Source organism: Pseudomonas sp. MYb193 (assembly GCF_002966775.1).
Lineage (GTDB): Bacteria > Pseudomonadota > Gammaproteobacteria > Pseudomonadales > Pseudomonadaceae > Aquipseudomonas > Aquipseudomonas paracarnis.
The window spans coordinates 5,286,989-5,313,959 of record NZ_CP023269.1; the positions used below are offsets into that span (position 1 = coordinate 5,286,989).

The following is a 26,971-nucleotide window of genomic DNA, read 5'->3' on the forward strand; positions in this document are numbered from 1 at the left end:
CTAAATTTTGAATTCATTTCTTAGCAAGGTTTCGACTCTGCTTTCCGTGTTGTAGCCGTTCTTGATCAAAACTTCGGCAATGTCCCGCCCCGATATAAAAATGATCGGATGACGATCCTCTCGCACTTCTTGATAGGCCTGGCGAGCCACTATCGAGGTCGTAACTAACACGCCAAATTGTCTATGCCGTATCCGAGAAATCAGTCGAGATACCTCTTTTACCCCCACTGTATTCGGCGTCTCTCCGCCAAGCGCTGGCCGGTAACACTTGGCCTCAAGCGAGAACTCGGCATAAACAGGGTCGTCGCCAAGTCCAAGCAAATAACGCCCTACAGCATCACGTCCGCCATCAATAGTGCCCCGAGTGATTTCATCAACGATGACGCGCAAGTCAGTCATCTGGTAGATACGTGCAGCAAACGCCTCAAATGCGATAGGTACATCTTTGAAGTACTGCCATACACAGGCCAAGATGCAGTGCTTCAAGGCAGTATCGGGTGATTGCTGCTCGACAGAGCGAATGATCGTTGTCGCCTCTGCCGCCAGCGGGCAATACCTTCCCGACTCTAGCCAATCGATCCAAGCTTTTGGTGCATTCGCGGTCCTAGAATTACCTGCAGCAAGATCATTGATCCATGCACGCCTGACGACCGGAACGTCGAGGATCGTAAAAGTCGAACGGTAATTCTGAAATCGCTGCCCATTGGATGACTTCCAGACGGCGACTAAATCTTCGGTCGCCGACAGCCCCTGAAACCCAGGGACGGCAAGGCCCTTGAACTGAACGGATCGAGCCGCAGTAGCAGTCGGTAGTTTTTTAAAAATCAAGAAGGGTGCAATGTCGGTTCGCGGATCCAGATCTGCGTGCAGCCGCGAGAACGCGTGACGCAAGACCTTATTTCCACCGGAACGAGTGTCATGCAGCTCATGTCCTGGTGTTTTGTTGTCACCGTAGTAGACAAATTGACCGGTGCTCAGATCAAGCGTGTCAGGCCAGTCGCGGTCTTCCCCAGTCGTAAATAAAACCACCCAGTTCTTTCGATCGCCTCGGCCAGACACACGGAAACCGCCCATGTTGCCGGAGCCTGAAAGCAATTTTGAAATAGGCTCGCCTGAAAGCTGTCCGTCGGGACTGCCTTCATAAACGGCATCGACCACGAGATCAGACTCGACAAGCCCTGGAAATGGGATGATCTTCATTGAGCCGACTCAGCTACACACTCTTCAACCTCTTCAACCTCAGCGCTACCTTTGGCTTTCCGCGCAGCATTCCAAAAAGTAATAAAGACAATTCTCAACCCTAGCCACCATGCGTAAATCGTGTGGATTGACTGGAAAGAGTCATCATCCAGAAGACCGTGCGCCAATTCGTTACGCAAGTTAGGGCCGAGCGCATCGCAAAAAAGCGCTTTAATCTCGAAGGCTATATCCTTCCCGAAGATCGTTTCGACCTCTGGTAAATCCATCAACGTACTGAGTCCGTTCTCGTTCTCAATGCCATTGATATCAAGATTGGTAGTTTTCACCCCCGCATTCTTCAGATGGAACCGGACCATGTGCTCAATCTGGGGCGCCAGTAAATGCATAGAAACAGTGAAGTCGCGGTCATAACCCGCGTAAAGCGCCTTCCCAAATAGACGCTCTCGACCTTCCGGTACTATAGGAGACTGACTAGCCAAGCCGATGAAGTCGTCCTCACCTAAGCGATGTTCCTGAAGAAGTACGCCGTGCGCAGGCCAGATGTCACCGTGCACCACAATATTGATCAGTATCTGATAGTCGTGAACCATCTGTGGCCAGAGTGCAGGGTCTTCCGTGGCTGTCCCAATCTCGAACCCGGAGGCTGGTTGTTTGGCAATGACTCGACCATCGCGAGATAGGTGCGAACTGCCGCATAGGCGACGAAATAAGCCTTGCTGAAGGATTTTTTCTGCATCTTCACGGATCTTATCTACCCGTGCACCTTGGTAGATATTCGCAAACGAGAACAGTGCATCCCGCACAGACTTTCCTGAAACCGATTTGCGAGCGTTCGCAACAAGCTCCGTAATGTCTAAACTTGGTGTCTTGATCTGACCAAGTTCATCCAGTGACTTTTCTCCAGCATCATTCATGTGCCGATGCAGTTCGGCAATCCGCTCATCGCCTCGATGTATTGATCTCTGACTGCGAGGAATGCTGCGGTAGATCTGGATGGCTTTTTCATAAAAACTCGCAGCAACCATATGACTGGGTTGGTCGGATGAAACTCGGGCGATTGCTTCTTTCACCCATCCCTCAGCGACTGCAACAGTCATTTCTGCTGATTTGGCTTCGTCACCAGACCGATTAAACCAGCGGCTCGCTGCATCAAAGAACTCGCGGGAGCGATGAAGGTCGCCACTTCCCTCAAATTCAACAGCTAGCGCATTCAGCTTCTGCGCAATGACTGACGAATGTGTTCGACCAAGACCATAGGTATCTACTAAGTCAGCCAGCCATAACGCAAGAAAACCGCTATCCTTGGTTGCGGTATTGAAGGCGTCAAGAACGGTTGTTTCCATCTCGGCCAAGCGAGTTCCTGCGCCAGCTCTCAACATGCGTGCCAAACTGATAGCGCGCTCCCAGCACTCGTGGCCACCACGAACCCAAGTTTCGGCATCCAATGGGATCAGCCGATATGCATCAATCGCAGCAAGCGCAAACTGGACGTTTCGCGGACGCTGCTTCAGCCAGACGAGATCGGCGACTCGTGCCTTCAACCACGCATCATCGATTGCATCGATAATCTCGGCATAAAACGCGATGTCTGATTCTGACAAATCATCTGGGATGACAGAGCGCCTCCCTTCCATCACCATGAATGGTTTATAGGGTTCATTGTTGCTTTTCGGCGACAGCATCATGGAGCAGGCATCCGCAAGCAGCCACAGTGCCTTTCCGTGTGAAGGCCGATTATCTTCCGATGCTTTGCGAGCTGCGCTAGAGAACACCTGCCACATGGAGGAATAGCCCTCCCGCTCTTCATCGGCTAGCGAGCGCTTCCAGTCACACTCTGCAAAGTCTTGCCCCGTGACGATCAGGTCGGCAGAGTAACGCAGGTCGCTCATACGTTGTCTCCGGCAAACAAATCACTCAACGGAGTAGGCGAAATGGCCTTCGGTCGACGCCCACGTTTGGACTTTGCAACTGACGACTCTCCGCTACTAATCGCCGCTGCATCGAAGCGTTCGTGATTGAGCTCCGTCAGCCTCTTGAGAACCTCGAGTCGAGACAAACTATCAACTCCAAATCTCACTCCACGCTTCGTTTCAACGAACTGATGATTGAGTTGTATGTCATGCCACCCATAGGCATCAATCACAGCGCGATCAAGTTCTGCAATTAACTGTCGGAATCGAATAATGTCTTCGGCGGTTTCGTCCCGTGAATGCACCAAGTTATAGACGGAAGTAAACCCCTGTTGACGAGATTCGCATATTGAATCTCGATGTTCGAAGTATGCCTTCCCAACGGTTTCAAGTCGTACATCAATCGCCTCGTGAGAGAGACCTCCATCGACCAAAAATCTTGATGGAAATGGGAAAGTATCGAAGCAGCTAGTTCCGACATATGCAGGCGTCTCGCCCGTTGTCGAACCCCAGACAAGTGCCCATTCGGTATGTGCGGTAGATTGAAGAACTGCAAAAGCGCTGTAAGTTGTAAAATCAAATATTTTGACCTTCTCCGAGTAGATGCTTTGCGGGTCTCCGAAAGTCAGGCAGAAATGCTTCGACAACTTTGAAGTTACGAGCATTCTTCCATGTCGACGAATTCGATCGTGGAATACTTCTCGACGATCCCAGAATTTCCAGAAGCAGCTTTCGTGAACCTGGCGCGTGAGTGAGTCCCGGTAGGGGCGGACTCGCTCAATTATGAGTTCCCACGCTGCCTTGAATTTCTCAGCCTCGTGTCTTTCTCGTACCCAAAAATTGATGACCCATCGAGATCCGGTTTGGCGAGGGCAGTTGTTTATGTCATCACCCACGATGTATTTGGTAATAACTTCGCTTGATGCCGGTTCTTTATTGAGAATCGAAGCTGCCTCAACCTCGTCTAGGACAAATCCAATGCCTTGGACTTTCACTCCATCCGAGCAGAAGCCCACATTTGATGCAAGCGGATGTGGCGCAGGGAGTTCCGACCCTGGTTCGAGCATCGTCGAAATCGATTGGACTTGCTCACCATCCAACATCACAGTCCCTTCCCATGTTCGCAGGCTGAACACGAGCACAGAGACATAGACACCAGCCGTCCCCGGCCAAGGGAATGACGAGAGAGCAAAAAACGTCGTCGCTTGCTCGAATACACGCGTCAGAACCTGAGTTCGCGTGTCGCTTTCAGTGATTGAGTCCGTTGCAATAAATCCGGCGACACCAGTACTACGAAGTAGTCGAAGCGAGCGTGCGAGAAAGTACGCAACCAAGTTGACAGACCCCTTGGCCCCATCAAGAAGAAGCCTTTTAAGGGCCTTCTCGTAAGAGTCGCCTAGGTTCGACGATATCTTGCGCCCGCCCATGAAAGGCGGATTGCTGACCCACGCATCGAACCCACCGTTTTCTCGCTGGAATACTTCGGGGAATTCGAGTGGCCAATGGATGGGATGGCGCGGTGGCTTGCTTGGGAGCAGGTCCACGGCCAGATCGTGAGCGACTTGGCGTTTCGCGGCCTCCAGCGCTTCGGCGTCACCGCGTGCTATGCGATCCGCCTGGATGGCCAGCGCCGAGAGGCGAGTCTCTTGCGTGCGAGTAGCTTCGGATGTGAAGACCGTGCCTATAAAAGCGTCGGCCAGTCGCTCCGCGACATTGAGCTTCTGCCGCGCATCGGCATCCAGCCGTGCCATGATCTCGACGTCATGAATATCGCGAATCGGCATCTGGCGCAGCCGCTGCCGCAACTCAATCGCCTCTTGAACCGCCCGCTCAATGTTCTGGCCAAACAGTCGTTGTTGACCTTTCCCAGTCGGAGTCATGGAGAGCTCGGAGAGCTGATCTAGCCGGTGAATGCCGAGCAGAGTATCTCCACAACGCAAGCTGTGATCGAGGAAACCAAATGGGCGACCCTTGGCCAGCGTCACCAGCCAGATCGAGAGCTTGGCGAGCTCGACCGCCAACGGATTCAAGTCGACGCCGTACAGGCAACGCTCAGCGATGAGGCGACGTGCAATTACGGTGCGCTGTTCGCTGTCGCGAGGCAGCATTTCCTTGGTATCGGCAATATCCAGAACGTCACCATCCACACTCACAGCTTTACCCGAGGCCTCGGTCTGTGACCAGGATTCGACGAGGCGGTCCGACAACCAACGGCAGGCTTGCACCAGGAACGCACCCGACCCCATGGCTGGGTCGCAAATCTTGAGGTCGAGCAGTTCAGGGGTAGATTTCAGTACCCATTGCTCGCGCGGTGCGCCCTCCGCTGGGCCGACATAGACCACTGGTGTGAGGGTTTCGACTACGATCGCTTCGGTCAGAGATTTTGGGGTGTAGTGGGCACCGGCTTCGCGCCGGTCGGAACCGGTGGTGACAATGAATGCACCTTTTGCATACACCAATGGGTAACCCCATGGGTCGGTGCGCAAAAGATTAGCGATAGGCAACAGTCGGTCACGCAACGCCTCGTCGCCATGACAGGCCGTGAGCAGATGATTGATCAGCGCAGCGTCGACAACACGTGCCAACTCTTTGCGGATAGCGCTTGCACTGCGCTTCAGCGCATCTGCAGAAGCCAGCTCACGAACGAATGCATCTTCGCCATGCGCCCGCCAAGCCTCCAGGTCAGCCATGGCATAAATGGTTTTTTTTGCACCCTTGCCGCCGTTCAGCTCTACCGTCACGGCATCTGTGCGCTTAACCGTACGCTCAAGCAAGCCTTCATAGACGTAGCCGATCTGCTCTACATCGAGTGCACGGTAAGACAGGGTACGCCCTTGGTATTGCTGAATTGCCTCCAGCAACAGCAGCACAGTACGGTTGTCGATCGGCAAGGGCCGGGCACCGTCCGAGCGCCAGCTTGAACCCGCTGGACGGCCTTCGAGAAAGGGGAAGCGATCCGGATCGAACAACGAGCCGCCCAGCGCCGGTAAACGCAGAGTCTCATGCTCAATGCCGCCATACACGGCGCGGAAGGTCGCCAGCAAACGCGCCCAAGCGTCATGCCGACGCTCCAGCACCTCGTCCGACTCTTTGCGTAGCTGCATGCGTAAGGTGGAGATGGCGTAGTTAGCCTCATAAGCTGCCTCACCCATCAGCAACAGCCCGCGCTCTTCAGCCGACAATAAGAAGACCAGCCGCATCATGATGGTCAGGCCGGCTTCGTACAGCTGGGTAGGCGCCACATCCTGCAGCAACGTCCGGCCGCTATTCAGGTCTTCTTTATCAAGCGACTGAATAAGCACTTCGACAGCGCGACGTACCTGCTCACCCAACGCATCGGTGACCTCTTCCTGGTGTTGCAGAGACTCATCGAAGAGTGCAGGCAGCTGCTCGCTGGCATCCACAAAAAAACGGCGAATACCTAACAGCGTAAGGAAGGCCTGCAGGGTTAATGGCTCTTGCCCCCACAATCGCGCATACCAACTGGCGTAAGTCACGACCGAGCCGACCGGCGCATCAATCAGCAGCCAACGCTCACCGTTGGTGACCAAACCCAAACGACAACCCGTAGTACGACAGAGTTGCACCATCCGCTCGGCCGGCGTCGCCACCCAGCCTTGTTGGCTGATGGCTGCATCCAAGTCGGTATCCGCAGGGTAGGTTTGGATCAGCAGCAGTATTTTCTGAGCGTCGATCAGCGCGTAATCTGGGCTTAACGAGACGCCATGTTCTGGCAGCGCAATGTGCAAGATCGCCGGTATAGCCTCGCCTCGCTTGAGCAACTCGCCCGAATCTTTCTCATCGTATTCAAGGCCGCGTGCAAGCACTTCGCGAATCCAGGCGCGGTGCAATTCTTCGAGTTGTGGGTCTTCATTGTCACGCGCCTCGCACCACTCATCGTAGGCTTGACGCAGGTACTTGCGTACGCTGCCATCAACAGCCTCCAGCCCTTGAGGAAAGGCTTTCTTTAATACGGGTACAGCGAGGAACGGGCCGGAAATCTCGATCAGCGACAGCCATTCGTCGTGGTTATTGTCCTGGCTCATACACGGCCTTCCTGTGCGAACGATGCGGGAACGATAAAGATGACAGCGACGGGAAAGGTACGATCCTGCGGCGCGGCATAGCGCGCTTCAATGGCGCTGATTTCTTGCTCGCGCTCTGCTGGAATGCGTGCCAGACGGGCCTCCAGCGCTGAGTTGTCACGACGTAACTGGGTACGTTCATCTTCACTGAACAGAGCCAATTGCTCGGGTTGTTCTGCCTTGCCTAGCTCCGCACCAATCGCGCGCTCTAACTCACTCAGTACGGCACGAATATCTTTCAGCTCGGAGTTCTTGCGTGTTTCTAGGGTGTTGTCCAGCGACTCAAGGCGGTTGCGCGAGCGCGCTTTGAGCGTTTGCTGAATAGACTCTTCGGCAGCACCGAAACGTGCTCGCAGGGTATCGAACGCAACGGCTTCCAACCGGGACGGCTGCCCCTCATCCAGCCAGCCTTGCACCCGGGTGACGCCCTCCTCGCGCTTGAAACCTTGCTCACGAAGGTAGCCACCGGCCACCGTTAGCTCTTCATGCAGGCGATGGTGGTTACCACCGGTGATGACCAAGCGCGACACGACCACTACGGCAGGTGCATCCAGGCGATCGTCAGGCAATACGCGAACGGTTACTCGATTGATTTTTTTGTTGTCTTCCCGCGCCCAGACCTCAGCACGCAACAAACGCAGACACATCTGCACCAGCCGATGATTGAGGTGAACCAGTACCAGATCATCGCGCCCCTTTGCGACTTCATGATCGAAGGTCACGGGGCGAATCACATTGGTGAATGGGTGATTTAGCCCTTCGCGGCAACGCTCCCAAGCGCCACCCAGCGGTGGTAGTTCGAATACGGCACCTGACTCGACACCAGCCATTTCGAATGGTTGCAGTGCGGGCTTGTCCGCCAAGGCCAACGCCGTTTTGACTGCCATCAGAATGTGTTCCGGCGACAGGTGCAAGCCTTCCTTCGTTTCAATCAGGCGCTCATGCAGCTTGGCCACTCGAGCGTTAATTTCTTTATCTGTACGAACAAAGCGGCGAGCCCGCTCAATCTTTGCCTCCGCCATACGAGTGTCGAGATCACGCAAATAACCCTCAATCAACCCCGACATTTGCGGGGCAATAACCGGGTTAACACTGCCCATGTCTGCACGCATTGAGTCGAGCTTGCGCAGCGCACGCAGGATGTCGTATTTATGCCCACCAACAGCTTCGCCATCTTCCTTAGCATCCACCGGGTGCCAGATAAGCACCTCTTTTGCCCGCTGACCGTGACGATCGATACGACCGTTACGCTGTTCCATGACGTTGGGGTTGTAGGGGATTTCTAGATGGATGAGGTAGTTACAGTGGTTCTGCAGGTCAATACCTTCTGAAGCCGCATCCGTCGCCAGCAAGATGCGCACAGGAGAAACATCCGGAGCGGCCTGGAAAGCTGCCTTGACCAACTCTCGCTCGTCGTAATCCATGCCACCGTGCAGAATCATTAGGCGCTCGCCACCCAAACCTTGGGTTGCCAGAATTCGATGTAACCAATCTAACGTCGTGCGGTACTCGGTGAAGAGAATCACGCGCTTACCGTTCCAGTCACCGCTGGTTTTTAGATAGCTGTCGATCCAGGCAAGAACGGCCTTAGCCTTTGAGTCTGTTTGGTGCATCGCCTGCTGCGACCACTCACGTAGCTCGTCCAACAAAATACACTCTACGTCATTTAAAGGTCGCGAATGACGGGTCGCTTCCTCGACAGCCTCTTGCTGCGCCGCCTCGACATCAGCGTCGTTGGCATAATCCTCTTCAGCACGCTGAATGGCCTTGAGCAAAATGCGATCAGACAATCCGCCGCGATCCTTGCGAACTGCGCCGTATTCCAAGGTGGCGATATGTTTTGCCAAGGTTGAAGCGAATGCGGCCGGTGACGAGAACAGGCGTTTTTTCAGCAGTTGATTGATAAAGGACACGCCCGTCACACCGCCTAGCGTAGCGTCTGCAATCTCTCGACTGGCACAGAAAGCTTGCAGTTTGTGGTGGATTTCGCGCTCTTTTGCGGTGTAGTCAACGCCCAGGGCCTCAAGCTTGCGTGGGGCATAGATCAGCTGCCCATCCTTATCAGTGATTTCACTTTTTAAGCGGCGAATCATCACCTGCGCGAGCTGCTTCTCATCCGGCATGATGTTACGAGCGAAACGCTGGTCATCAAGCAGTTCCAGCAGCGAGGTGAACGACTCGGTGTAACCGTTGTGCGGCGTTGCAGTCAAAAACAGATGATGCTGAAAGTGCGGCGCGATGGTGCGAATCAAGCGGGTTCGCTGACTCTCAAGCGCATATTGGGCACCGGCTGCCGGTGCCACGTTGTGAGCCTCATCCACAACCAACAGGTCGAACTTACGCGGATAATTAGCATGTGCCGGCAAAATATCGCGAAATGCCCGCAACCCTTCGCCAGCTTTGGCCCAGTCCATTGAGGTGATCAGGCGCGGGAACGAGTTCCACGGATTGGCGTGAATACCACGCTCGCGACGCATCTCTTTGATGTAGGTGCTATCGACGATGCGAAACTCGAGCCCGAACTTCTCCGCCATCTCAAGGCGCCACTTCTCTTGTAGCGATGCAGGGCAAACAATCAGCACGGTGCGAGCACGATGGCGTAGCAACATTTCCTGGATGACCAAGCCGGCCTCAATGGTCTTGCCCAAACCAACGTCATCAGCGATCAGCAGATTCACCCGCGCCATATCGATGGCACGTACAAGCGGATCAAGCTGAAAGTCTTCCAGCGTCACACCACTACGAAAGGGCGCCTGCAGAAAGCCACGATCAGCATTAGTGGCTGCGCCCCAGCGCACGGCATCAAGGAAGGCCTCAAGCGTGTCGGAGTCATCCTGCCCAGTGATCGCCGGCAAACCAGCACGCTCAATAACGTGCGCCCCCGGCTCAATCTCCCAAATCACCTGAAGTTCTTCACCCAAGGCATCTTCGTCGATCGAAGCCAGCCTGACAGCATGCTGCTGCACACTGCCCTGCTTGGAAGCATCCACTTCGGCAACCACCCATTGCCGACGTCTAACTTCGACGAGCTGGCCTGGCTCAGGAATATTGCGGTAGCTGATGTCTTCCGCTGTTGCAGTCATTCTTAACTCCTTAACACCGTAAGCATCCACCTGATGGTTACGGATGAGCGAAAAGCCTATGTCCGGCGCATCGTAACTGCGCAAAGCACAAATTCACGTAGGTACAGGTGAGGAATTCGAGGGCTGGAGCTACAGCGTTCGTGCTCACAACAAACGCTGTAAATTGATCATCCCTGGGATACCACGGCGTGCCATGATGCGATGGTCGTCACCTTATCCACTGCCAGGGCATGGGTAAAGCTAAGCCCTGTGCTTTTTGCCACCATGGCAAGTGAGTGGGCACATTCGCCGGAGATCTATGTCTGTACTACGTCACTAAACGAGTACGTTCAGGTCCGAACGGACCCGAGTCCATGCCCGACTTGAACGCACCTTTTGGGTTTTCACCAAGCAGGGGGTTGGTGTTGTCGATCAGTTCCATATGAAGGAATCCCTCTATGCGAGCTGAGGGAGTTATCATGGATTATTAGCTGGCAAATTGCCACACAGGTAGAATTCCAGCCCAATAAGAGCTCGACTGCATGAAACAATGACGGCATTAGCCACGAGCTTGAATGGTGACACGCACGACCATAGTGGGGGGACAAATGGGGGGACAAATGGGGGGACAGAAATATAACCCATCATAAAAGCCAGAAAAACAAGGTAAAAACTCAAGAATAACGCCGCCCACAAGCCGAGCGAACGTAAGGTTTAAATGGCGAGAGCAGGATGGAATACAGACGCACCACTGGCGCTTAAAGAGATAGCTGCTTTGATCGCCCCCCCTCGGATCAGGTGGAATCTCATAGGCCTGCCTGATCACACTTCAGAGCCTTGCAAATGGACTTTGTATTCCAAAGAGTATTCCAATAAAAAACCAAACCGAATTAAACCTATAAAAAACAATAACTTATGAAGTTTATTCAGATTATCCCGGCCTCAACCACAATGCTAGTGTCGCCCCATGACTACCTATTGCCTCACCTCGACAACCACCACCACGACCGCATCAAGCGGAGCGTGCGAGGTGTCGTGAAGCAATAACAAACGAACTTCAAAGGCCCGCCAGCGATGGACAGGGCCTTTTTTTATGCCCTTGTGTCGCTGGTTCACACGCAAGGAGATGCACCCATGTACGCCCTGTTGATACTCGATATCCAAGTCGGACTCATCCACGGCCCGGAAAAACCCTGGCGCTGCGACGAGCTGTTGGAGACGCTGAATGCCCTGATGGACAAGGCTCGCAGCGCAGGCGCGCCGATTTTTCTCGCGCGCCACATCGGCCCCGCTGGCTCGCCAATCGAACCGGGCAGCCCACTTACGCTGATTGCAGAGGAACTGAAGTTGCAGGGTGAAGAAGTGGTGTTCGAAAAGCGCCGGCCTAACGCTTTTGCAATGACTGACCTGGCTGACCATCTGCGCTCCAGCGGCGCCTCCGGCGTGGTAGTCACCGGGATGAAAACGCAATACTGCGTCGACAGCACCTGCCGTGCCGCGCGTGATCTTGGCTTCGATGCGGTGCTTATCGCCGACGGTCATACCTGTTCTGATACGCCCTTGATGAAAGCCGAGGCCATCGTGGCTCATCACAATGCCACGCTCAACGGGCCGTTCTGCCAGTTGGTTCAGGCTGTGGACTGGAGCTTTTAACAGAGCCTGACGACGGGGAGGTCAACAGGGCCGGGCTTCGGAACTTTCCTGCAAGATGTCGCGCTGTTGGTGAACTGGCCAACTCCGCCTGTCGCAGATAACCTTCAACTGTCGCAGCAATGGTAGAGCCCAGCTCTAAGATGGCTTCCATCTTGTCCTTGACGCTCAGGCGGCGACTGAACAAAACTATCTACCAGCTCAGTACAGCGCGCAGGCAATTGTTAGAACCTGCCCAGCAGTCCTGAGCTTTTTTTTGCCCGGAGAAAAGTGAGTGAAACGAGCAGCCGTTCTCATAGATGGTGGTTTTTCTTTCAGCGCGTGCTGTTCTTCAGGCGAAAGTACTTCCGAGACAGCCTGCTGCCGAACGCGGAACATTTGGCGCAGATCATCAGGAAGCTGGTCAGGCTTCACATTGAGGACGAGCGATCCGCCCGCCGGGAACTCTACCGAGTCTATTACTACGACTGTCCGCCGCCCTCCAATCAGGTACGTCTCCCACTCATACCACCAGGCCACAAAACGCCAGGACATTTGAATTTCAATACCCATCCGCCCTACCAGTTACGACGTGCCCTTCATGACAATCTCAGGTGCAGCAGGAAAACAGCGCTCAGGCTCGGCGAGCTAGCCAAAAGTGGAGAATGGCGGCTCAACTCCCACTCACTCAAAGCTTTGCTCAATGGCCACAAGGCTTGGAGCGAGCTCACCAATGCAGACTTTCACTACAACGTGGAGCAAAAAAGCGTAGATACCAAACTGGGCATGGATATCACGACCCTGGCCATGGACCGACTGGTTGACGTCATTGTTCTGGTGGCCGGCGACGCTGATTTCGTACCAGCAGCAAAGCTGGCCCGGATGAAAGGGATCGACTTCGTTCTAGATCCCATGTGGGCCAATACGACCAGCAGTCTTAGCGAACACGTAGATGGACTTCGATCCTTCGACATTGTGAAGATGATCAGGGATATCACCGGCGCCGATGTCATTAAGAGTCCGGAGTGGTGGGCTATACGACCAGATATGCGACACCAACGTGATGAGGCCCCTGAAATCGCAATTGCGGGTAACCTGGAAGCTGATCCAGGGGTGCACGTTAAAAAGCCATGCCTGGAAGCCAGGGACTGAGCTCAAACTTCACGGCTTCCATTGTGTCGCTCGTCTAGAAGCGGTACAGGGCCAGGCTTCGGAATTTTCCCGCAAGATACCGCGCTGTTGATGAACTAGCGCACTCCAACCAACAAGCCTAGCCTTCCCCTGTCGCTGCAAAATCAGCGACCGGGTTTAGCAGCTCGGTTAATATCAAGGCCTGCAAAGCCACCATCCGTTCGAGCGATGCTTTCTGCATCCGCTGGTTCGTGTCATGGCGGCTGTGCGTGGGGCACTTTCGGGTGCGCCGGGTTCCTTGATTCCTGGTCTGCTAACCCGCGTACGGTCGCCACCCTTTTCGTTTAGCAGCGATGTCTGGCGACTCCATCAATCAAGGAGTTTCAGCCATGAAAAAGATCACCCCCAATCCCCCAACCACCCTCTTCACCCTCGCCGAAAACATCCACCCCGAAACCCTGCTAATCCAAGCCAGCGAAACCCTCGCCTCTCTCAACGCGATGACCACCGACCTAGCCTTCGAACTTGAAGGCGCGCACCGCCATAAGTTGCTGGCCGCCCAACAATTGATCGTTCTGGGTGAGCTACTGGTAGAACGCGTCCTGAACACCCAACCATTCACTACCCATCCGCCACAGCCCTAAAACACGCAAACGGGCGAGCTGCCTCACCGCATCTCGCCCGCTGGCGTCCCCTCATACTTCCCATTACCCTGACGGCCTTTATCAGACAATCGGAAGTCAGATACCCGTGCTCAAGCCTTTCGCCGTCATCGCCCTCGCCTTCATCCCTTCATTCGCCACCGCTGCCGAGCTGGACGGGGTCTGGCAAGGCACCTTGGGCAAGTCCGCTATCACCGTCTGTTTCAACGGCGCTGACGGGGAGCATGGCAGTTATTACTACCAGCGCATCCGTACCCCGATTCAGCTGACCCAGGCCAACGACAACGCGCCTTGGGTGGAAGAAGAAAACACCGGTTTCTGGGCCCTGCAAAAACCTCAGGGCGATACCCTTTCTGGTGCCTGGAGCAAAACCGATGGCGGCACGCCGCTGCCACTGGCGTTGCGCCGCATTGGCACGGACGGCTGCGGCAGCGACGCCTACAACGCGCCCATGGAAGCCGCGCCGTTGCCGATCAAGACTGAGAAGAAGACTTTCCACAACCATCCCTACCAGCTCAAGACCCAAGGCCCCCGCGTCACGCTCAAGCTGGAGGGTGACGGCCTAGCGGTACAGAAGATCAACCAGCAACTCGCCGCGTTGGCCGTCAATGACGAAGATCTAACCGACTATTTTTATGAGCGGCGTGAATACCTGGGTCGAAACGGCTCGGTCTATACCAGTGAGATCGAGGTTGAGCCCGCCTATTGGTCATCGCAATTTCTCACCGTGCGGTTCTACCGCTGGGCCGCAGGCCAAGGCGCCATGGGCATCAGTTGGGGCCTGCACTCCTGGAACCTGCAAACCGGCGAGAGTGTGGACCCATGGACCTGGCTCGGCGGCCATCAGCAATGGTATGACGCCTATTCCGGCCATTTGAAGCTGCCGGCCGCCTTCAGCACCTGGCTGGCCAAGCAGACAACTGCCGACGAGGGCTGCCCGGCGATCACCGATTACTCCAACTTTCACCTCAGCTTCAACACCCAGGGCCTGCAACTCTCGACACCGGCCAATGGTGACGGTTGCGACAACGACCTGGCCTTCACCTGGGAGCAGTTGGAGCCGGTGCTGACCGCACAAGGCAAAGCGGCGGTGCCCAGCTTGAAACTGCCTTGACGCGCCGGAGAAAAACCCCACGGCCGTTCACCAAAGGTTAAGAATCGCGCTCGTATACTCCCTGACTACCCATGACCGGTCGCCCGATCGGTCTCATGCCCCGGTAGCCAGATTCCATGACGCGTCCCGCTCCCCTGCTGCTCTTGCTTGCTGCTCTGTTGTTCTTCTTCGCCCTCGGCAACCACGAGTTGCAAGGTTCTACCGAGGCGCGGGTGTCCGGGATCGCCATGGCGATGCACCTGGACAATGACTGGGTGGTGCCGCGCCTGTTTCGTGAACCCTTTCTGGAAAAACCACCCCTGAGCCTGTGGCTGGACGCCGGGGCGATTCGCCTGTTTGGCGCCAGCACCGGGGCGGTGCGCCTGGCGTCGGCGTTTGCCGGGTTGTTCAGTGTGATGCTGCTGTACGGGATGCTGCGGCGGTTTGGGCGGCCGCAGACGTTGGCGTTCAGCGCTGCGCTGATCCTGGCGACCATGGCCAGTTACTGGGGCAATGTGCGGGGTGTGGGTGAGGATTCGTTGCTCAGCCTCGGTGTCACCGCTGCCCTGCTGGGGTTTTACCAGGCGGTACGGCCCGAGCGTGAAGGTTCGAGTACCTGGGCCTGGGCGTTGTTTACCGCCGGGATGGTCATCGCTACGTTGAGCAAGGGCGTGTTGGGCCTGGCGATGCCGGGCATTGTGATTTTTGTGTACCTGCTCAGCACCAGCCTGATGGATAAGCGCCTGCGGCTGAGCGATTGGCTCAAGCCGGCGCTGTTCACCTTGTTGGCCTTGGTGCCGTTGCTGATCTGGCTGGGGTTTCTGTTTCAGCGCGGTGGGATGCAGGCGGTGCGTGAGGTGTTATGGACCAACAGCGTCGGGCGCTTCAGTGGTTCGTTCGTCGAGGCCGGGCATTACGAACCTTTCTACTATTACCTCGCGAAACTGCCCGAGGCCTTCCTGCCCTGGAACATCCTGGTGTACTTGGGCCTGTGGCACTTCCGCAAAAGCCTGGTGCGCAACCGCTATCGGTTGTTTTTCAGTGTGTGGCTGGTGGCGCAGTTCACCCTGTTGACCCTGGCTTCCAGCAAACGCACGGTGTACTTGATGGCGCTGACGCCAGCTGCCGCGGTACTGGCTGCCGAGTATGCGCGGGTGTTGCTGGAGTGGGCCAAGGACCATAAGCCGGGGCTGTACCGTTTTCATCGGCTCATTATCGGTGGGGTTTTCGCCCTGGCCATCGCCTGCTACCTGAGCGCAGCGTTCTGGTTTGCACCCAAAGCCGATGTGCGCCATTCATTCGTGCCGGTGATCAGCCAGATCCAGACCCTACAAGACGAAGGCAGGACGGTGGCGATGTACCAACCCAACGAGCGCATCGACGGCGCCAGCGTGTTCTACCTGCAGGCCTACTTGCCGATCCTGAACACCGAAGCCGAACTGCGCGCCTTCCTTGCCGACAAGCCCGGCAACGTTGCGCTGACGGACCACACTGACCGGCTGAAAGAGCCGGTCACGGTGATCAAGCAAATGGCGATCAACCGCCAGCCTTACTACTTTGTCGAGCAGTAAGGCTGGCGCGGGGCATCAGTGCTTGGTGAGTTTGTCCAGGTAGCCCATGGCGAACGCCGACACCACGAACGTCATGTGGATGATCACGTACCACATCAGGTGCTGTGGATCGACGTTCTTGGCGTCCATAAAGATACGCAGCAGGTGGATGGAGGAAATCGCCACGATGGAGGCCGCCACTTTCATCTTCAGCGACGAAGAGTCCATGGTGCCCAGCCAGTTGAGCTTTTCCTTGTTTTCATCGATATCCAGCTGCGAAACGAAGTTCTCGTAGCCGGAAATCATCACCATCACCAGCAAGCCGCCGACCAGGGCCATGTCGATCAACGACAGCAGCAGCAGGATCACTTCGGCTTCCAACATGGTGAAGATGTTGGGAATCACGTGAATGATTTCCTGGAAGAACTTCAGCGCCAGGATCAGCAAGCCCAGGGACAGCCCCAGGTAGATCGGCGCCAGCAGCCAACGCGAGGCGTACATCGTATTTTCGATAAAGCGTTCCATTGAATCTCACACAGCTTGGCTAAAAATGGCGCCGAGTATACCAGCCGCCACCCGGCCCCTGTCACCGCGAGAAAACTGACCCAAGTGGCATCTGTAAGAGAATTTTTCTGCTAGTGTCGAGGCCATTCACTCGGCTCGATGATGTCGGACAGGAAAACTTCAGATGATGGATGTGCGATCCCCTTTGGCCACTCTCGGCCTGTGCGCGGCGTTGCTGATGGCCAGCGGCTGCTCCCCCAAAGAAGAGCAGAAGCAGGCGACCCTCGAAGAGAAAACCACGAAGTTCGAACAGTCCCTGGACACCATCCAGGACCCCAAGCTGCGCGATGCCATTGCGGACCTGGGCGGCTCGCTGCTGTTGCTGGAACGTGCGCGCGTCAAGCTCGCCAGCAAGCCCATCGAAGCCGAATACGGCGAAGACAGCCTGGCCCTGCTCAAGCATTACCCTACGCCCCAAGCGCTGGTGGACACCTACATCAATGGCCTGTTCGTGCTGCGCAAAACCTCACACTCCGACTACCTGACGGATTTGCAGCCGGTCTTCCCGTTCAACTTCAACGCGCCGGACCAGTTCCCCTTCCCCCATGGCCTGGAATGGCAGTCGGTCACCCTGAGCAACAACAAAGTCATTCCCTTCCAGCCGGAATGGTCAGAAACCGACCCCGGCATCCAGCTGAGCCCCAGCAGCTCCAACTTGACCAACCCCGACGACCTGACGGTGACCTACCCGTTTATTGAAGGGATCGAGACGGAAAACAAGAGCCAGCCACAACCCATCAGCCTCAAGGGCGCGGTGGAGGTGATCACCCCGGGCAAGGTGCTGACGTTCGACCTGACCAAACAAGACGTGGGCCATAAACGCACCGACGGCAACATCACCCTCAATCTGCTGACGCTGGAAAAGAACTACGCCGAGATCGAACTGACCAACAGCCAGCCCTTGGCCGCCGAAGTCGGCGACGCGTCACCCAACCCGCTGCTGGTGCAGGCACGGGACAGCACCGGGCAATTTCTGACCCGCTCAGGCTCGATCAACGAGAGTGCCGCGCAAGTGGCGTTCTATGAGAAACAACTGGCCGAGATGCAAAAACAGACCGCGTGGTCCGATGCCTTCGATAAACAGCTCACCGACGCGCAAAAAGCCTTCGAGCGCAAGCAGACCAGCCATTACGCCAAGGTGTATTTCAACGGGCTGATCGATAACCTGCAGGTGAATGTGCTGGATTTCTCCAAGGCCACGCTCACCCGTAAAGACCTGGACCTGCCGGTGATGCGCTTTGACAGGAACAGCCTGCAAAACACCGTACAGCCCCTGCCAATGCCGGTCACGGTGTATGACGACGGCGCCGCCAGTTGGCTCAAAGATGCCTCGATGACGGAGGACCAACTGAAAAACAGCGTCACCATCAGCCAATCGACCGAAGACGCCAGCGCCGCAAAAATCGTGTTCGACCACCCGTTCACCTTCAATGACGACCTGGTCGGTGCCGAGCGCAACAACAGTGACGCGCCTATCACCTTTTTCACCGCCGATGACAAGGGCGAGCGCGGCGAGCCTATCGAGTTGCCGACCGAAGCGTTCGAGCTGAACGCAGTAAGCGGCACGCTCACCTACGACCTCAACCTGTTCCCGGAAACCCCGGCGTATGTGGTGGGCTCGGTACCGTTGTTTTTGGCCACCATCGAGAAAGCCACGATTGACGCAGCCAAGCTGCCCAAGGGCCTGTCGCTCAAGGACAACACGCTGATCGTCGACCAGAAGGACTTCCCCGCCGACAGCTGGCGCTTCTACGCCAAGGATGCCAGCGGCAATTACCTCAAGGAGATTCTCGGTGTCAGCCACCGCGCCGAGGAATACGGCACGGCGATGTTTGACGTGCATTACTTCTACGGCCAGCCGACCACGCTGGAAAGTTACCAGCGCACCGACCTCAGCACCGTGCAATACGGCTTTGAGGTCAAGCTGGACAAGCCTGAGAGCAAATAGCCGACGCTATAGGGCCAGCCGCTCCTGGCCGCCATTGAGTTGGCGCAGATGAGCCTGCAGGTGCAGGCACCATATCTGCGGCTCGTCCATTTGCTCGTAGCCGTGCAAGGTCAGGCTATCAACGATGGTGCCCAGCATGCGTTCTGCCACGAAGGGCCCATGGAACGGGCCCTGGGATTTGACGGTGGAAGGCTGCTCGCCCGACATGCCGGCGGCAAACAATAGCGTCCACATTCCGTTATCCCCGGCAAGAGGGCGAATGGAGCATTCGATACGGGTGACCAGGCCCAGGCACTGGCGAGCAAGGCAAAGGTTGCGCGACATGGCGGCGCCCCTCGGTAGATCGGTGTTCAGCCCCAGCGCAAGGCGAGGCTGTTTCTATCCTGCGACTCCTGTGGATATCCCTGACTCTGAGAATAGAATAAAAACGCGACAAACCAAGGTTGTAGGGACCAACGGGCGTTGGTCCCAGGCGAGAGTCAATTTTGTGGCACGCTAAACATCCCAAATACACCATAGATCACTGTGGGAGCTGGCTTGCCTGCGATGACGGACTCATAGCCAACCTCCCAGTTGGCTGATACACCGCTATCGCAGGCAAGCCAGCTCCCACCTTGACCGAGTGATGACAGCAATCAGGTTGGCTTGGCTTCGGCCAACGCCTGCTGCGCCAGCTCCTTTTCCGCCTCCTTCAAATCCTCCTCACTGATCATCTCGGCAATCGCCCGCAAGCGCTCCACCACCCGCGCATTCACGGTGCCTTCCGGGAATTGCCCCTCGGCGTCCGGCTCACCGGCATCCTCGCCCACCAGCAGGCTCAAGGCCTCATCCGCCTGGCGCACTGCATAGATGTGGAACTGCCCGGCACGCACGGCCTGCAACACCTTCTCGTCGAGCATCAGCGTGGCCACGTTGGCCTGAGGGATGATCGCACCCTGCTCACCGGTCAGCCCGCGGGCTTCGCAAAGACGGAAGAAGCCTTCGATCTTCTCGTTGACCCCGCCCACCGCTTGCACTTCACCAAACTGGTTGATCGAGCCGGTGATCGCAAAGCACTGCTTGAGTGGCGTCTTCGACAAGGCCGAGATCAAGGTGCATGCCTCGCCCAGGGACGCGCTGTCGCCGTCCACATAACCGTAGGACTGCTCCAGGGCGATACTCGCAGAAATCGCCAACGGGAATTCCTGGGCATAACGGCTGCCCAGGTAACCGGTAAGGATCATCACGCCCTTGGAGTGAATCGGCTGGCCGAGGTTAACTTCGCGCTCGATGTCGACAATACCGCTGCCGCCCGGGTACACCGTGGCGGAAATCCGCGCCGGCACGCCGAATGCCGAGTCGCCGACCTCCAGCACCGTCAAGCCGTTGCACTTGCCCACAGCGGCGCCAGCGGTGTCGATAAGGATGACGCCGGCGAGCATGTCGTCGAGAATCCGCGCCGACACGCGGCCGGTACGCGTGGCCTTGGCCTTGAGGGCGCGCTCGATATGCCCGGCATCGGTCATCTCGTCGCCCGCCAGATGGCGAATGAAATCCGCCTCGCTGACCAGCTGGAACAAATCACCAATACGCGCCGACAAACGCCCCTGATGTTCGGCCAGACGCGCGCTGTAAGTCGCCAGGCGCGCCACCGCATCCGAGGTCAGCGGCGCCATGCCTTCTTCCGAAGTACGGGTTTTGAGCAGCTGGGCGAACTGCTCCAGGCTTTCGTCGACCATGGGGATGTCTTCGTCGAAGTCCACCAATACGCGGAACATCTCCTGGAAATCCGGATCGGCGTCTTGCAGCGCGTAATACAACTGGCGCGAGCCGATGATGATCACCTTGACCTGCAAGGGAATCATCTGCGGGTTGAGGGTCACGGTGGCCAGGCGGCCGAGTTCGCCCAAGGGCGATTCCATCTTCAGCTTGCGCGATTGCAGGGAGCGTTTGAGCGCATCCCACACAAACGGCTCGCTGAGCATTTTTTCGGCTTCCAGGATCAGAAAACCGCCGTTGGCGCGGTGCAACGCGCCGGGACGCAACTGGCGATAGGTGGTGTAGAGCGCGCCCTGGTCGGTGCTGTATTCGATACGGCCGAACAGGTTGTCGTAGGTCGGGTGCGGTTCAAACACCACCGGCGCGCCACCGTTGACCGAGTGGCCCACTACCAGGCTCGGGCAGTATTGCTCCTCGAGCAGCTTGCGCGCCTGGGCGTCGGTCTTGGCGTCGTCCACCAATTGCTCCACCACGGTTTTGAGCAGGTACACCTGCATGGCCTGCAGGTAGCCACAGACGCCCGCATTTTCTGCGTATTTTTCCGACAATGGCGCCAGCAAAGGCTGCAGGGCCAGGGTGATGGTTTCTTCGTTGAACTGGCGCAGTTGGTTGTTGGACTCGCGCTTCCACTGCGGCAGGCTGGCCAGCTCTTCGTTGAGGCGTTCTTCCAGCTCGGAGATATCGGTGTGGAAGCGCTCGCGATCGGCCTCCGGCAGTTGCGAAAACTCCGCTTCGTCCAGCGCCTTGCCGTCGAGCATCGGCGTAAAGGCGATGTTGGAGCTGTCGCGGTACAGCGCCACGTCTTTTTCCAGGGCCAGGCGCTCGATCACGTCCAGCGCCTTGTCGTAGCGCTGGTTGAACGCCCGGTCGATGGCGCTTTTACGCTGTTGATAAGTCGGGTGTTCGAACACCGCCGGGAAGGTGGCGACCAGGTTGTCGACCAGGCCGTTGATATCGGCAATAAACGCCGCGGCGGCGCCACCCGGTAATTCCAGGGCGCGAGGCTCGCGGGGCTCATCGAAATTATTCACATAAACCCAGTCCGCCGGGGTTTGCAGGCGCTTGCCTTCGGCTTTCAGGTAGCGTTTGACGAACGAAAAGCGGCCGGTGCCCGGCTCGCCCATCACAAACACGTTGTAACCGGGGCGTGGCATGGCCACGCCGAACTGCAAGGCTTCAACCGCACGTTCCTGGCCAAGCACACCGCGAAAGGGCTCCAAATCATTGGTGGTCGAGAAGCTGAACTGTTCAGCGGAGAAAGGGCGAGTCAGCGCTTCGGGCGCTAGACGCAAGCTGGCAGCAACAGGATCAGGCATCGGGCTTCCTTACATCAGGCGGGGCAGATGGGCGCATTCTGGCTCCCGGTTGAGCGCTCTGGCAAGGCGCGCTTTCGGGAAAGCATAGCCACCGCACGCCTCCTACAAAAAAATCGCCCGCCACTGAATGTTTATAAAAAAACACGGAACCCTGGGAACGTGCCTAAACTCCAAACTGCGCGGGTTGGACTAATAACTGGCCCCTAGGGTGCGTTGAGCACCTGAACCCTTGTCCATTGGTTTGCACACAAAGAGAACAAAGCTATGAAACGGATCCTTCTTGGTACTCTCTTCACCGTCGTCTCCCTCAATGCAATGGCAGAAGCACCAGGTGGCCCGAACTGCGGTTGGGGCAACATGTTGTTCGAAGGCCAGCGCGGTACTCCGGCCCACTTCCTCGCCTCCACCACCAACGGTACTTCGGGTAACGCCACCTTCGGCATGACCTCGGGCACCAACGGTTGCAGCACCAACAGCGCCCTGACCTACGGCGGCAAGTCCTGGATTGCCATGAATGGCATGATGAATGAGCTGTCCGAAGACATGGCCAAAGGCAACGGCGAAGCGCTGACCACCTATGCCGTGGTACTGGGTGTTGCCCCGGAAGATCGCGACCACTTCGCGGCCGTGACCCACGAGCACTTCCAGCAGATCTTCAGCAAGGCTGACGTGACCGCTGACGACGTGCACAACAACACCATTGCTGTACTGAAAAGCGATGCCCGTCTGGCGAAATACGCAACCCAGGCTTAAGCTCGACCTGCCCGCGCCTTTCGAGGCGCGGGTTTTATTTTTTCGACCCGCCCACCTTGGGTCTTTTTTTCCGTCCGACTTAAGTAGCCCCCATGCTCAAACGCCTCGCTTGCCTGGCTCTCTTCGCCTGCGCCCCGCTGCATGCGGCACCGCACCTCGACGATCAACGTTTGCAGCAACTGGCCAATGATCCATTCTGGCTGTCGCTGGGGCACTACGAAGCCGGCAAAATCAATGGCTGGCGCAGCTATGTAAGCGACAGGAAATTCTTCATCGCTCCCGATGGCGCACACCATCCGGACGCGGAACTCAAGGCCACCGTTGATGCGCTGTATGCACCGGCCAGCCTGGGTGAAAAGCACGCCCAGTGCGTTTACCCCGCACGCACCCGCTGGCTCAAGGCGCAGTTGCAACTGAACGACCTGCCCGCTCTGGAATGCAAAGAGTTCACCCAGTGGTTCAAGGATGTCGCGCCCCATAGCGCAGTGATGATCTTCCCGGCGGCCTACCTCAACAGCCCGTCGTCGATGTTCGGTCACACCCTGCTGCGTATCGACCAGGCTGACGTGCAAAGCAACAACACCGCGCTGCTCAGCTATGCGATCAACTTCGGCGCCTATATCGAAGGCTCCGACAACAGCATCCTCTATGCCTGGAAGGGCTTGATGGGCGGTTATCCGGGCCTGTTCGCCCTGGTGCCCTATCAGGAGAAACTCTCCGAATACCGCAGCCTCGAAAACCGCGATTTGTGGGAATACCGCCTGAACCTCACCGAGGTCGAGACCAAGCGTATGGTCGAGCACGTGTGGGAGCTCAAGCAGATCCAGTTCGATTACTTCTTCTTCGACGAAAACTGCTCCTACCGCCTGCTGGAACTGCTGCAAGTGGCCCGCCCCGGCCTGCGCCTGACCGAACAGTTCCCGCTCACCGCGATCCCTACCGATACCGTCAAGGCGGTAAAGGACGCAGGTCTGGTCGAAAAGATCGACTATCGCCCCTCCCGTGAACGCGAACTGCTGGAACGCGCCAAGCCACTCGATAGCGATGAGCAACAGTGGGTGCTGAAAATCAGCGACGACCAAAAGCAACTGCAGGAACCGGCATTCAAAGCACTGCCCCGCGAGCGCCAGGCACTCATCGTGGACGCCGCTTACCGCCTGGGCCGCTACCGCGCCAATGGCCTGGAGCGCGATGCGACACGCTCCCAGCGCAGCTTCGAACTGCTGCGCGCGATCAACCAGAACCCGGCGCCAGACCTGAAGATCACCCCGCCTGGCCTGCCGGAAAACGGCCATGAATCGCGCACCTGGCAGGCCGGCATCGGCACCCGCGGCGACAAAGCCTTCGGCGAATACGGCCTGCGCATGGCCTACCACGACCTCAACGACAACGCCGAAGGCTTCCCCCTGGGCGCGCAGATCGAAATCCTGCAAATGAAACTGCGCCAGTACGAAGGCAATCACTGGCAGCTCCAGCAACTGGACCTGGCCACCATCCGCTCGCTGACGCCGCGCAATGCGCTGCTGCAACCCTGGTCGTGGCAAGTCACCGGCGGCCTGGAACGCGTACCGGGCAAACACGACGACGAAACCCTGGTGGCCCACGTCAACGGCGGCGCCGGTGGCACCTGGCAACTCTCCGACGACATGCTCGGCTTCGCCCTCGGCACCGTGCGCGTGGAGCACAACAACGACTTCAGCGAAGCCATCTCCCCGGCCGCTGGCTTCAACACCGGCGTGCTGTGGAAAAACCCGTTGGGCAACCTGAGCCTGGAAGCCAAGGGTGATTTCTTCACCAACGGCGAAGTGCGGCGCAGCATCAGCCTCAACCAGCAGTGGGAACTGTCGCGTAACCTGGGCCTGCGCCTGAGTGCCCAGCGTGAATACAGCCACCTGTCCACGCCAGTGAATGAAGTGATGCTTGAGCTGAAGTGGTACCACTACTGACTCAAGCCTTACAACGATCAAAATGTGGGAGCGGGCTTGCTCGCGAATGCGGTGCGTCAGACAGAAAATCAGTGACTGACAATGCGCATTTGCGAGCAAGCCCGCTCTCACATTTGATCGGCGTATAGTCAGCCCTACCGCATCGCCCCCTCCCACCAAATCAGGAGTTCCCTCGACATGACTGTCGCCTGCACCACCCTTGAAGAAGTCCGCGAAAACATCGACCGCCTCGACCAACAGATCGTCACATTGCTGGCCGAGCGCGGCCACTTCGTCTCCCAAGCTGCGCGCTTCAAAAAAGACACCGATGATGTGAAGGCACCGCAACGGGTTGAACAAGTAGTCGCAAAGGTGCGGGCGTTATCCGAGGTAGTGAACGCCAACCCGGAGGTCACTGAACAGGTGTATCGCGCGATGATTGCTGCATTTATTCAACAGGAATTGGCTGAGCATGCCGCGCTCGGAACATCAGGCTGAAATTAATCAAATTTCTTTGCCTGCATGGAAGTTCCAAGCCTCTCATTAACCCTTTGAAAAACAAGTAGAAAATTTTAGCTATTTTCTGAGCTTTTTACCTGCGGAAACTTATTCCTTATGACCTAGCTTTATGAGGGTTTGCGTCTAGTCTTGGTTGGATATCAAACTGCCACCAACCTACACACGGATCTGAAAAGGTAAGAGGCTCACTATGGATTTTTTTGAAAAGCTCACCAGTCTGGCAGCAAAGGTTCGATTGCAAGGCCCAGCCATTCAAACAGAAGAAGCTACAAAAAATGCGTTCGTAATGCCTTTTATCAACACGGTGCTGGGCTACGACGTGTTTGATCCACTGGAAGTGATGCCTGAATTCGTTTGTGATGTTGGAACGAAGAAAGGCGAGAAGATCGACTATGCGATCATGAAGGACGGTGAGGTACAAATACTCATCGAATGCAAAAAGATCGGCGAGTCCCTGAATATTAATCACGCCTCGCAGCTCTTTCGATACTTTCACGTCACAAGCGCAAGAATATCTATCCTCACCAACGGTCAGGTCTACAGGTTCTTTACCGACTTGGACGCCCCCAATAAAATGGACGAAAAACCGTTTTTGGAACTGGACTTACTGGATATTGATGAATACTCAGTACCTGAACTGATCAAGCTCACCAAATCAGCGTTCGATGTAGACTCAATCATCAATGCTGCTGGGGAATTAAAATACGTTAGCCAATTGAAAAAGCTCATCGGTACCCAAGTCAGCAAACCAGAAGATGATTTTGTGAAGTTTTTCGCCTCCCGTGTCTACGAGGGCGTAATCACACAAAAGGTTCGCGAACAATTTTACGAACTGACCCGTAAGGCATTAGCTCAGTTTTTGAATGATCAAATTAACGATCGTCTGAAGTCCGCAATGAGCGGCGTTATTCAGCCCTCGCTAGCATCGATACCCGTTACAAACAGCCCGAAGACAGACGCACAAAACCGAGATGAGACAGAAGATAAAATTCTGACTACGTTGGAAGAGCTGGAGGGCTATCACATTGTCCGGGCCGTTGTACGCTCAGTAGTCGATGCAAAACGAATCATACAAAGGGATACCCAGAGCTATTTTGGAGTTCTGCTAGACGATAACAACCGTAAGCCGATTTGCCGTCTTCACTTCAATCGCAGCCAGAAATACCTGGGCATATTCGACGAGGAAAAAAATGAAACGCGGCATGCGATTTCGTCCATCGATGAGATTTACGAATATGCCGATCAACTGAAAAAGACAGTGGGTTATTACGACTGACACCTGAAAGCAGGCTCATATTAGCGCAACCCCACACCCTGTACCTATGGCGAGACAGATTGCTCCATCTCCATAGGTACAGAATGAACCAAACACCCTCCTCACCTTTTCTTCACGCCGCTTAAACAAATCCCCTTCTAGACTTCCCTTATCAGCCGTTAACCGGCCAGGGAGTACGCCATGTGGCGGTATGTGGTCATGCTGTGCGCTGTGGTGGGGTTGTCGGGTTGCCAGTCAACCCATCAGGAATTGCTGGCCAAGGGTTACCCACCCGCCTTCGCCGATGGCTTTGACGACGGTTGCAGCAGCGGTCGCCAGGCCGCTGGGGTGATTACCGGGGCGTTTCGCAAGAATGTGCCGCGCTACCTCAAAGACCGGCCTTACGCCGAAGGCTGGGAAGATGGCTTTCGCCAGTGCAAGGCCATGCGTGAGAGCCAGGAACTGCGCGATTACGAGGAAAACCGCAGGGACGACCGCGAACGCGATTGGCAGCAGGAAAAAGATCGTGACGCCGCCAAAGCCTATCGCTCACGCTGATCGTGGGAACGATCAGGCAGCGAACGTGGCCCAACCTTCATAGGAAGGAGAAC

19 protein-coding genes are annotated in these 26,971 nt (G+C 56.4%); 11 read left to right on the forward strand and 8 right to left on the reverse strand.

Going from position 1 to position 26,971, the window contains the following annotated elements; all coding sequences use genetic code 11:
• Genes CLM72_RS24180 through drmD form a run of 4 tightly spaced genes read right to left on the reverse strand, consistent with a single transcriptional unit; the run spans position 1 to position 10,278 of the window.
• Entirely contained in the window at positions 1 to 1,200 is a 1,200-nt protein-coding gene (locus tag CLM72_RS24180; RefSeq protein ID WP_105228545.1) for a restriction endonuclease, read from the reverse strand.
• A complete protein-coding gene (locus CLM72_RS24185) occupies positions 1,197 to 3,089 on the reverse strand; it encodes a DUF4209 domain-containing protein (RefSeq protein ID WP_105228547.1) in 1,893 nt (630 codons plus the stop codon). Before CLM72_RS24185 ends, CLM72_RS24180 begins: the two co-directional genes overlap by 4 nt.
• Positions 3,086 to 7,156 (reverse strand): Eco57I restriction-modification methylase domain-containing protein, encoded by a 4,071-nt coding sequence (locus tag CLM72_RS24190; protein WP_177430944.1) that lies wholly within the window; start codon positions 7,154 to 7,156, stop codon positions 3,086 to 3,088. Before CLM72_RS24190 ends, CLM72_RS24185 begins: the two co-directional genes overlap by 4 nt.
• Positions 7,153 to 10,278, reverse strand: a complete 3,126-nt coding sequence (drmD, locus tag CLM72_RS24195; protein ID WP_105228549.1) for a DISARM system SNF2-like helicase DrmD — start codon at positions 10,276 to 10,278, stop codon at positions 7,153 to 7,155. Before drmD ends, CLM72_RS24190 begins: the two co-directional genes overlap by 4 nt.
• A 1,113-nt stretch (positions 10,279 to 11,391) precedes the next feature.
• Between drmD and CLM72_RS24200 the strand changes: the two genes are divergently transcribed.
• Positions 11,392 to 11,910 (forward strand): cysteine hydrolase family protein, encoded by a 519-nt coding sequence (locus CLM72_RS24200; RefSeq protein WP_105228551.1) that lies wholly within the window; start codon positions 11,392 to 11,394, stop codon positions 11,908 to 11,910.
• Positions 11,911 to 12,108: 198 nt separating this feature from the next.
• Here the strand turns inward: CLM72_RS24200 and CLM72_RS29400 are convergent, their stop codons facing one another.
• A complete protein-coding gene (locus tag CLM72_RS29400; protein WP_232914537.1) occupies positions 12,109 to 12,459 on the reverse strand; it encodes a hypothetical protein in 351 nt (116 codons plus the stop codon).
• On the opposite strand from CLM72_RS29400, the gene CLM72_RS24205 reads away from it, so the two are divergent.
• The 4 genes from CLM72_RS24205 to CLM72_RS24220 all read left to right on the forward strand — a co-directional run bounded on the left by CLM72_RS24205 (position 12,442) and on the right by CLM72_RS24220 (position 16,343).
• Positions 12,442 to 13,038, forward strand: a complete 597-nt coding sequence (locus CLM72_RS24205) for an NYN domain-containing protein (RefSeq protein ID WP_256595228.1) — start codon at positions 12,442 to 12,444, stop codon at positions 13,036 to 13,038. The genes CLM72_RS29400 and CLM72_RS24205 overlap by 18 nt on opposite strands.
• Positions 13,039 to 13,406: 368 nt before the next feature.
• Positions 13,407 to 13,661, forward strand: a complete 255-nt coding sequence (locus tag CLM72_RS24210; protein WP_094774590.1) for a DUF6124 family protein — start codon at positions 13,407 to 13,409, stop codon at positions 13,659 to 13,661.
• Between the two features lie 106 nt (positions 13,662 to 13,767).
• On the forward strand, positions 13,768 to 14,793 hold the full coding sequence (locus CLM72_RS24215; RefSeq protein ID WP_105228553.1) for a hypothetical protein: 1,026 nt from the start codon (positions 13,768 to 13,770) through the stop codon (positions 14,791 to 14,793).
• A 116-nt stretch (positions 14,794 to 14,909) separates the two neighbouring features.
• Complete coding sequence (locus CLM72_RS24220) at positions 14,910 to 16,343, forward strand: glycosyltransferase family 39 protein (protein ID WP_105228555.1); 1,434 nt, start codon at positions 14,910 to 14,912, stop codon at positions 16,341 to 16,343.
• 15 nt (positions 16,344 to 16,358) lie between these two features.
• On the opposite strand, the gene CLM72_RS24225 is transcribed toward CLM72_RS24220, so the two are convergent.
• Entirely contained in the window at positions 16,359 to 16,847 is a 489-nt protein-coding gene (locus CLM72_RS24225; protein ID WP_005791582.1) for a TIGR00645 family protein, read from the reverse strand.
• A gap of 163 nt (positions 16,848 to 17,010) precedes the next feature.
• Between CLM72_RS24225 and CLM72_RS24230 the strand changes: the two genes are divergently transcribed.
• On the forward strand, positions 17,011 to 18,834 hold the full coding sequence (locus CLM72_RS24230) for a hypothetical protein (protein WP_105228557.1): 1,824 nt from the start codon (positions 17,011 to 17,013) through the stop codon (positions 18,832 to 18,834).
• A gap of 6 nt (positions 18,835 to 18,840) precedes the next feature.
• Here CLM72_RS24230 and CLM72_RS24235 read toward each other — a convergent pair whose 3' ends face one another.
• The gene (locus tag CLM72_RS24235) at positions 18,841 to 19,158 is read right to left on the reverse strand and encodes a hypothetical protein (protein WP_105228559.1); all 318 of its coding nucleotides are present in this window, start codon (positions 19,156 to 19,158) and stop codon (positions 18,841 to 18,843) included.
• Positions 19,159 to 19,469: 311 nt separating this feature from the next.
• Entirely contained in the window at positions 19,470 to 21,908 is a 2,439-nt protein-coding gene (locus tag CLM72_RS24240) for a Lon protease family protein (protein ID WP_014719999.1), read from the reverse strand.
• Between the two features lie 264 nt (positions 21,909 to 22,172).
• Here CLM72_RS24240 and CLM72_RS24245 point away from each other — a divergent pair, with 264 nt between their 5' ends.
• From CLM72_RS24245 to CLM72_RS24265, 5 genes are all read left to right on the forward strand, one after another.
• Positions 22,173 to 22,661, forward strand: a complete 489-nt coding sequence (locus CLM72_RS24245) for a DUF3015 domain-containing protein (RefSeq protein WP_003194274.1) — start codon at positions 22,173 to 22,175, stop codon at positions 22,659 to 22,661.
• A 92-nt stretch (positions 22,662 to 22,753) separates the two neighbouring features.
• Positions 22,754 to 24,607 carry a DUF4105 domain-containing protein gene (locus tag CLM72_RS24250; protein WP_105228561.1) on the forward strand — a complete coding sequence of 618 codons (1,854 nt, stop codon included), beginning with the start codon at positions 22,754 to 22,756 and terminating at the stop codon, positions 24,605 to 24,607.
• Positions 24,608 to 24,784: 177 nt separating this feature from the next.
• A complete protein-coding gene (locus CLM72_RS24255; protein ID WP_105228563.1) occupies positions 24,785 to 25,084 on the forward strand; it encodes a chorismate mutase in 300 nt (99 codons plus the stop codon).
• 211 nt (positions 25,085 to 25,295) lie between these two features.
• A complete protein-coding gene (locus tag CLM72_RS24260) occupies positions 25,296 to 26,381 on the forward strand; it encodes a type I restriction endonuclease (RefSeq protein ID WP_105228565.1) in 1,086 nt (361 codons plus the stop codon).
• Between the two features lie 180 nt (positions 26,382 to 26,561).
• On the forward strand, positions 26,562 to 26,918 hold the full coding sequence (locus CLM72_RS24265) for a hypothetical protein (RefSeq protein ID WP_105228567.1): 357 nt from the start codon (positions 26,562 to 26,564) through the stop codon (positions 26,916 to 26,918).
• Positions 26,919 to 26,971: the final 53 nt, after the last annotated feature.

What these genes read in the sequence shown, in the direction of transcription:
- CLM72_RS24180 (WP_105228545.1), bottom strand. Translation starts at nt 1,200, where the DNA reads ATGAAGATCATCCCATTTCCAGGGCTTGTCGAGTCTGATCTCGTGGTC.
- CLM72_RS24185 (WP_105228547.1), bottom strand. Translation starts at nt 3,089, where the DNA reads ATGAGCGACCTGCGTTACTCTGCCGACCTGATCGTCACGGGGCAAGAC.
- CLM72_RS24190 (WP_177430944.1), bottom strand. Translation starts at nt 7,156, where the DNA reads ATGAGCCAGGACAATAACCACGACGAATGGCTGTCGCTGATCGAGATT.
- drmD (WP_105228549.1), bottom strand. Translation starts at nt 10,278, where the DNA reads ATGACTGCAACAGCGGAAGACATCAGCTACCGCAATATTCCTGAGCCA.
- CLM72_RS24200 (WP_105228551.1), top strand. Translation starts at nt 11,392, where the DNA reads ATGTACGCCCTGTTGATACTCGATATCCAAGTCGGACTCATCCACGGC.
- CLM72_RS29400 (WP_232914537.1), bottom strand. Translation starts at nt 12,459, where the DNA reads ATGGGTATTGAAATTCAAATGTCCTGGCGTTTTGTGGCCTGGTGGTAT.
- CLM72_RS24210 (WP_094774590.1), top strand. Translation starts at nt 13,407, where the DNA reads ATGAAAAAGATCACCCCCAATCCCCCAACCACCCTCTTCACCCTCGCC.
- CLM72_RS24220 (WP_105228555.1), top strand. Translation starts at nt 14,910, where the DNA reads ATGACGCGTCCCGCTCCCCTGCTGCTCTTGCTTGCTGCTCTGTTGTTC.
- CLM72_RS24225 (WP_005791582.1), bottom strand. Translation starts at nt 16,847, where the DNA reads ATGGAACGCTTTATCGAAAATACGATGTACGCCTCGCGTTGGCTGCTG.
- CLM72_RS24230 (WP_105228557.1), top strand. Translation starts at nt 17,011, where the DNA reads ATGATGGATGTGCGATCCCCTTTGGCCACTCTCGGCCTGTGCGCGGCG.
- CLM72_RS24235 (WP_105228559.1), bottom strand. Translation starts at nt 19,158, where the DNA reads ATGTCGCGCAACCTTTGCCTTGCTCGCCAGTGCCTGGGCCTGGTCACC.
- CLM72_RS24240 (WP_014719999.1), bottom strand. Translation starts at nt 21,908, where the DNA reads ATGCCTGATCCTGTTGCTGCCAGCTTGCGTCTAGCGCCCGAAGCGCTG.
- CLM72_RS24245 (WP_003194274.1), top strand. Translation starts at nt 22,173, where the DNA reads ATGAAACGGATCCTTCTTGGTACTCTCTTCACCGTCGTCTCCCTCAAT.
- CLM72_RS24250 (WP_105228561.1), top strand. Translation starts at nt 22,754, where the DNA reads ATGCTCAAACGCCTCGCTTGCCTGGCTCTCTTCGCCTGCGCCCCGCTG.
- CLM72_RS24255 (WP_105228563.1), top strand. Translation starts at nt 24,785, where the DNA reads ATGACTGTCGCCTGCACCACCCTTGAAGAAGTCCGCGAAAACATCGAC.
- CLM72_RS24260 (WP_105228565.1), top strand. Translation starts at nt 25,296, where the DNA reads ATGGATTTTTTTGAAAAGCTCACCAGTCTGGCAGCAAAGGTTCGATTG.
- CLM72_RS24265 (WP_105228567.1), top strand. Translation starts at nt 26,562, where the DNA reads ATGTGGCGGTATGTGGTCATGCTGTGCGCTGTGGTGGGGTTGTCGGGT.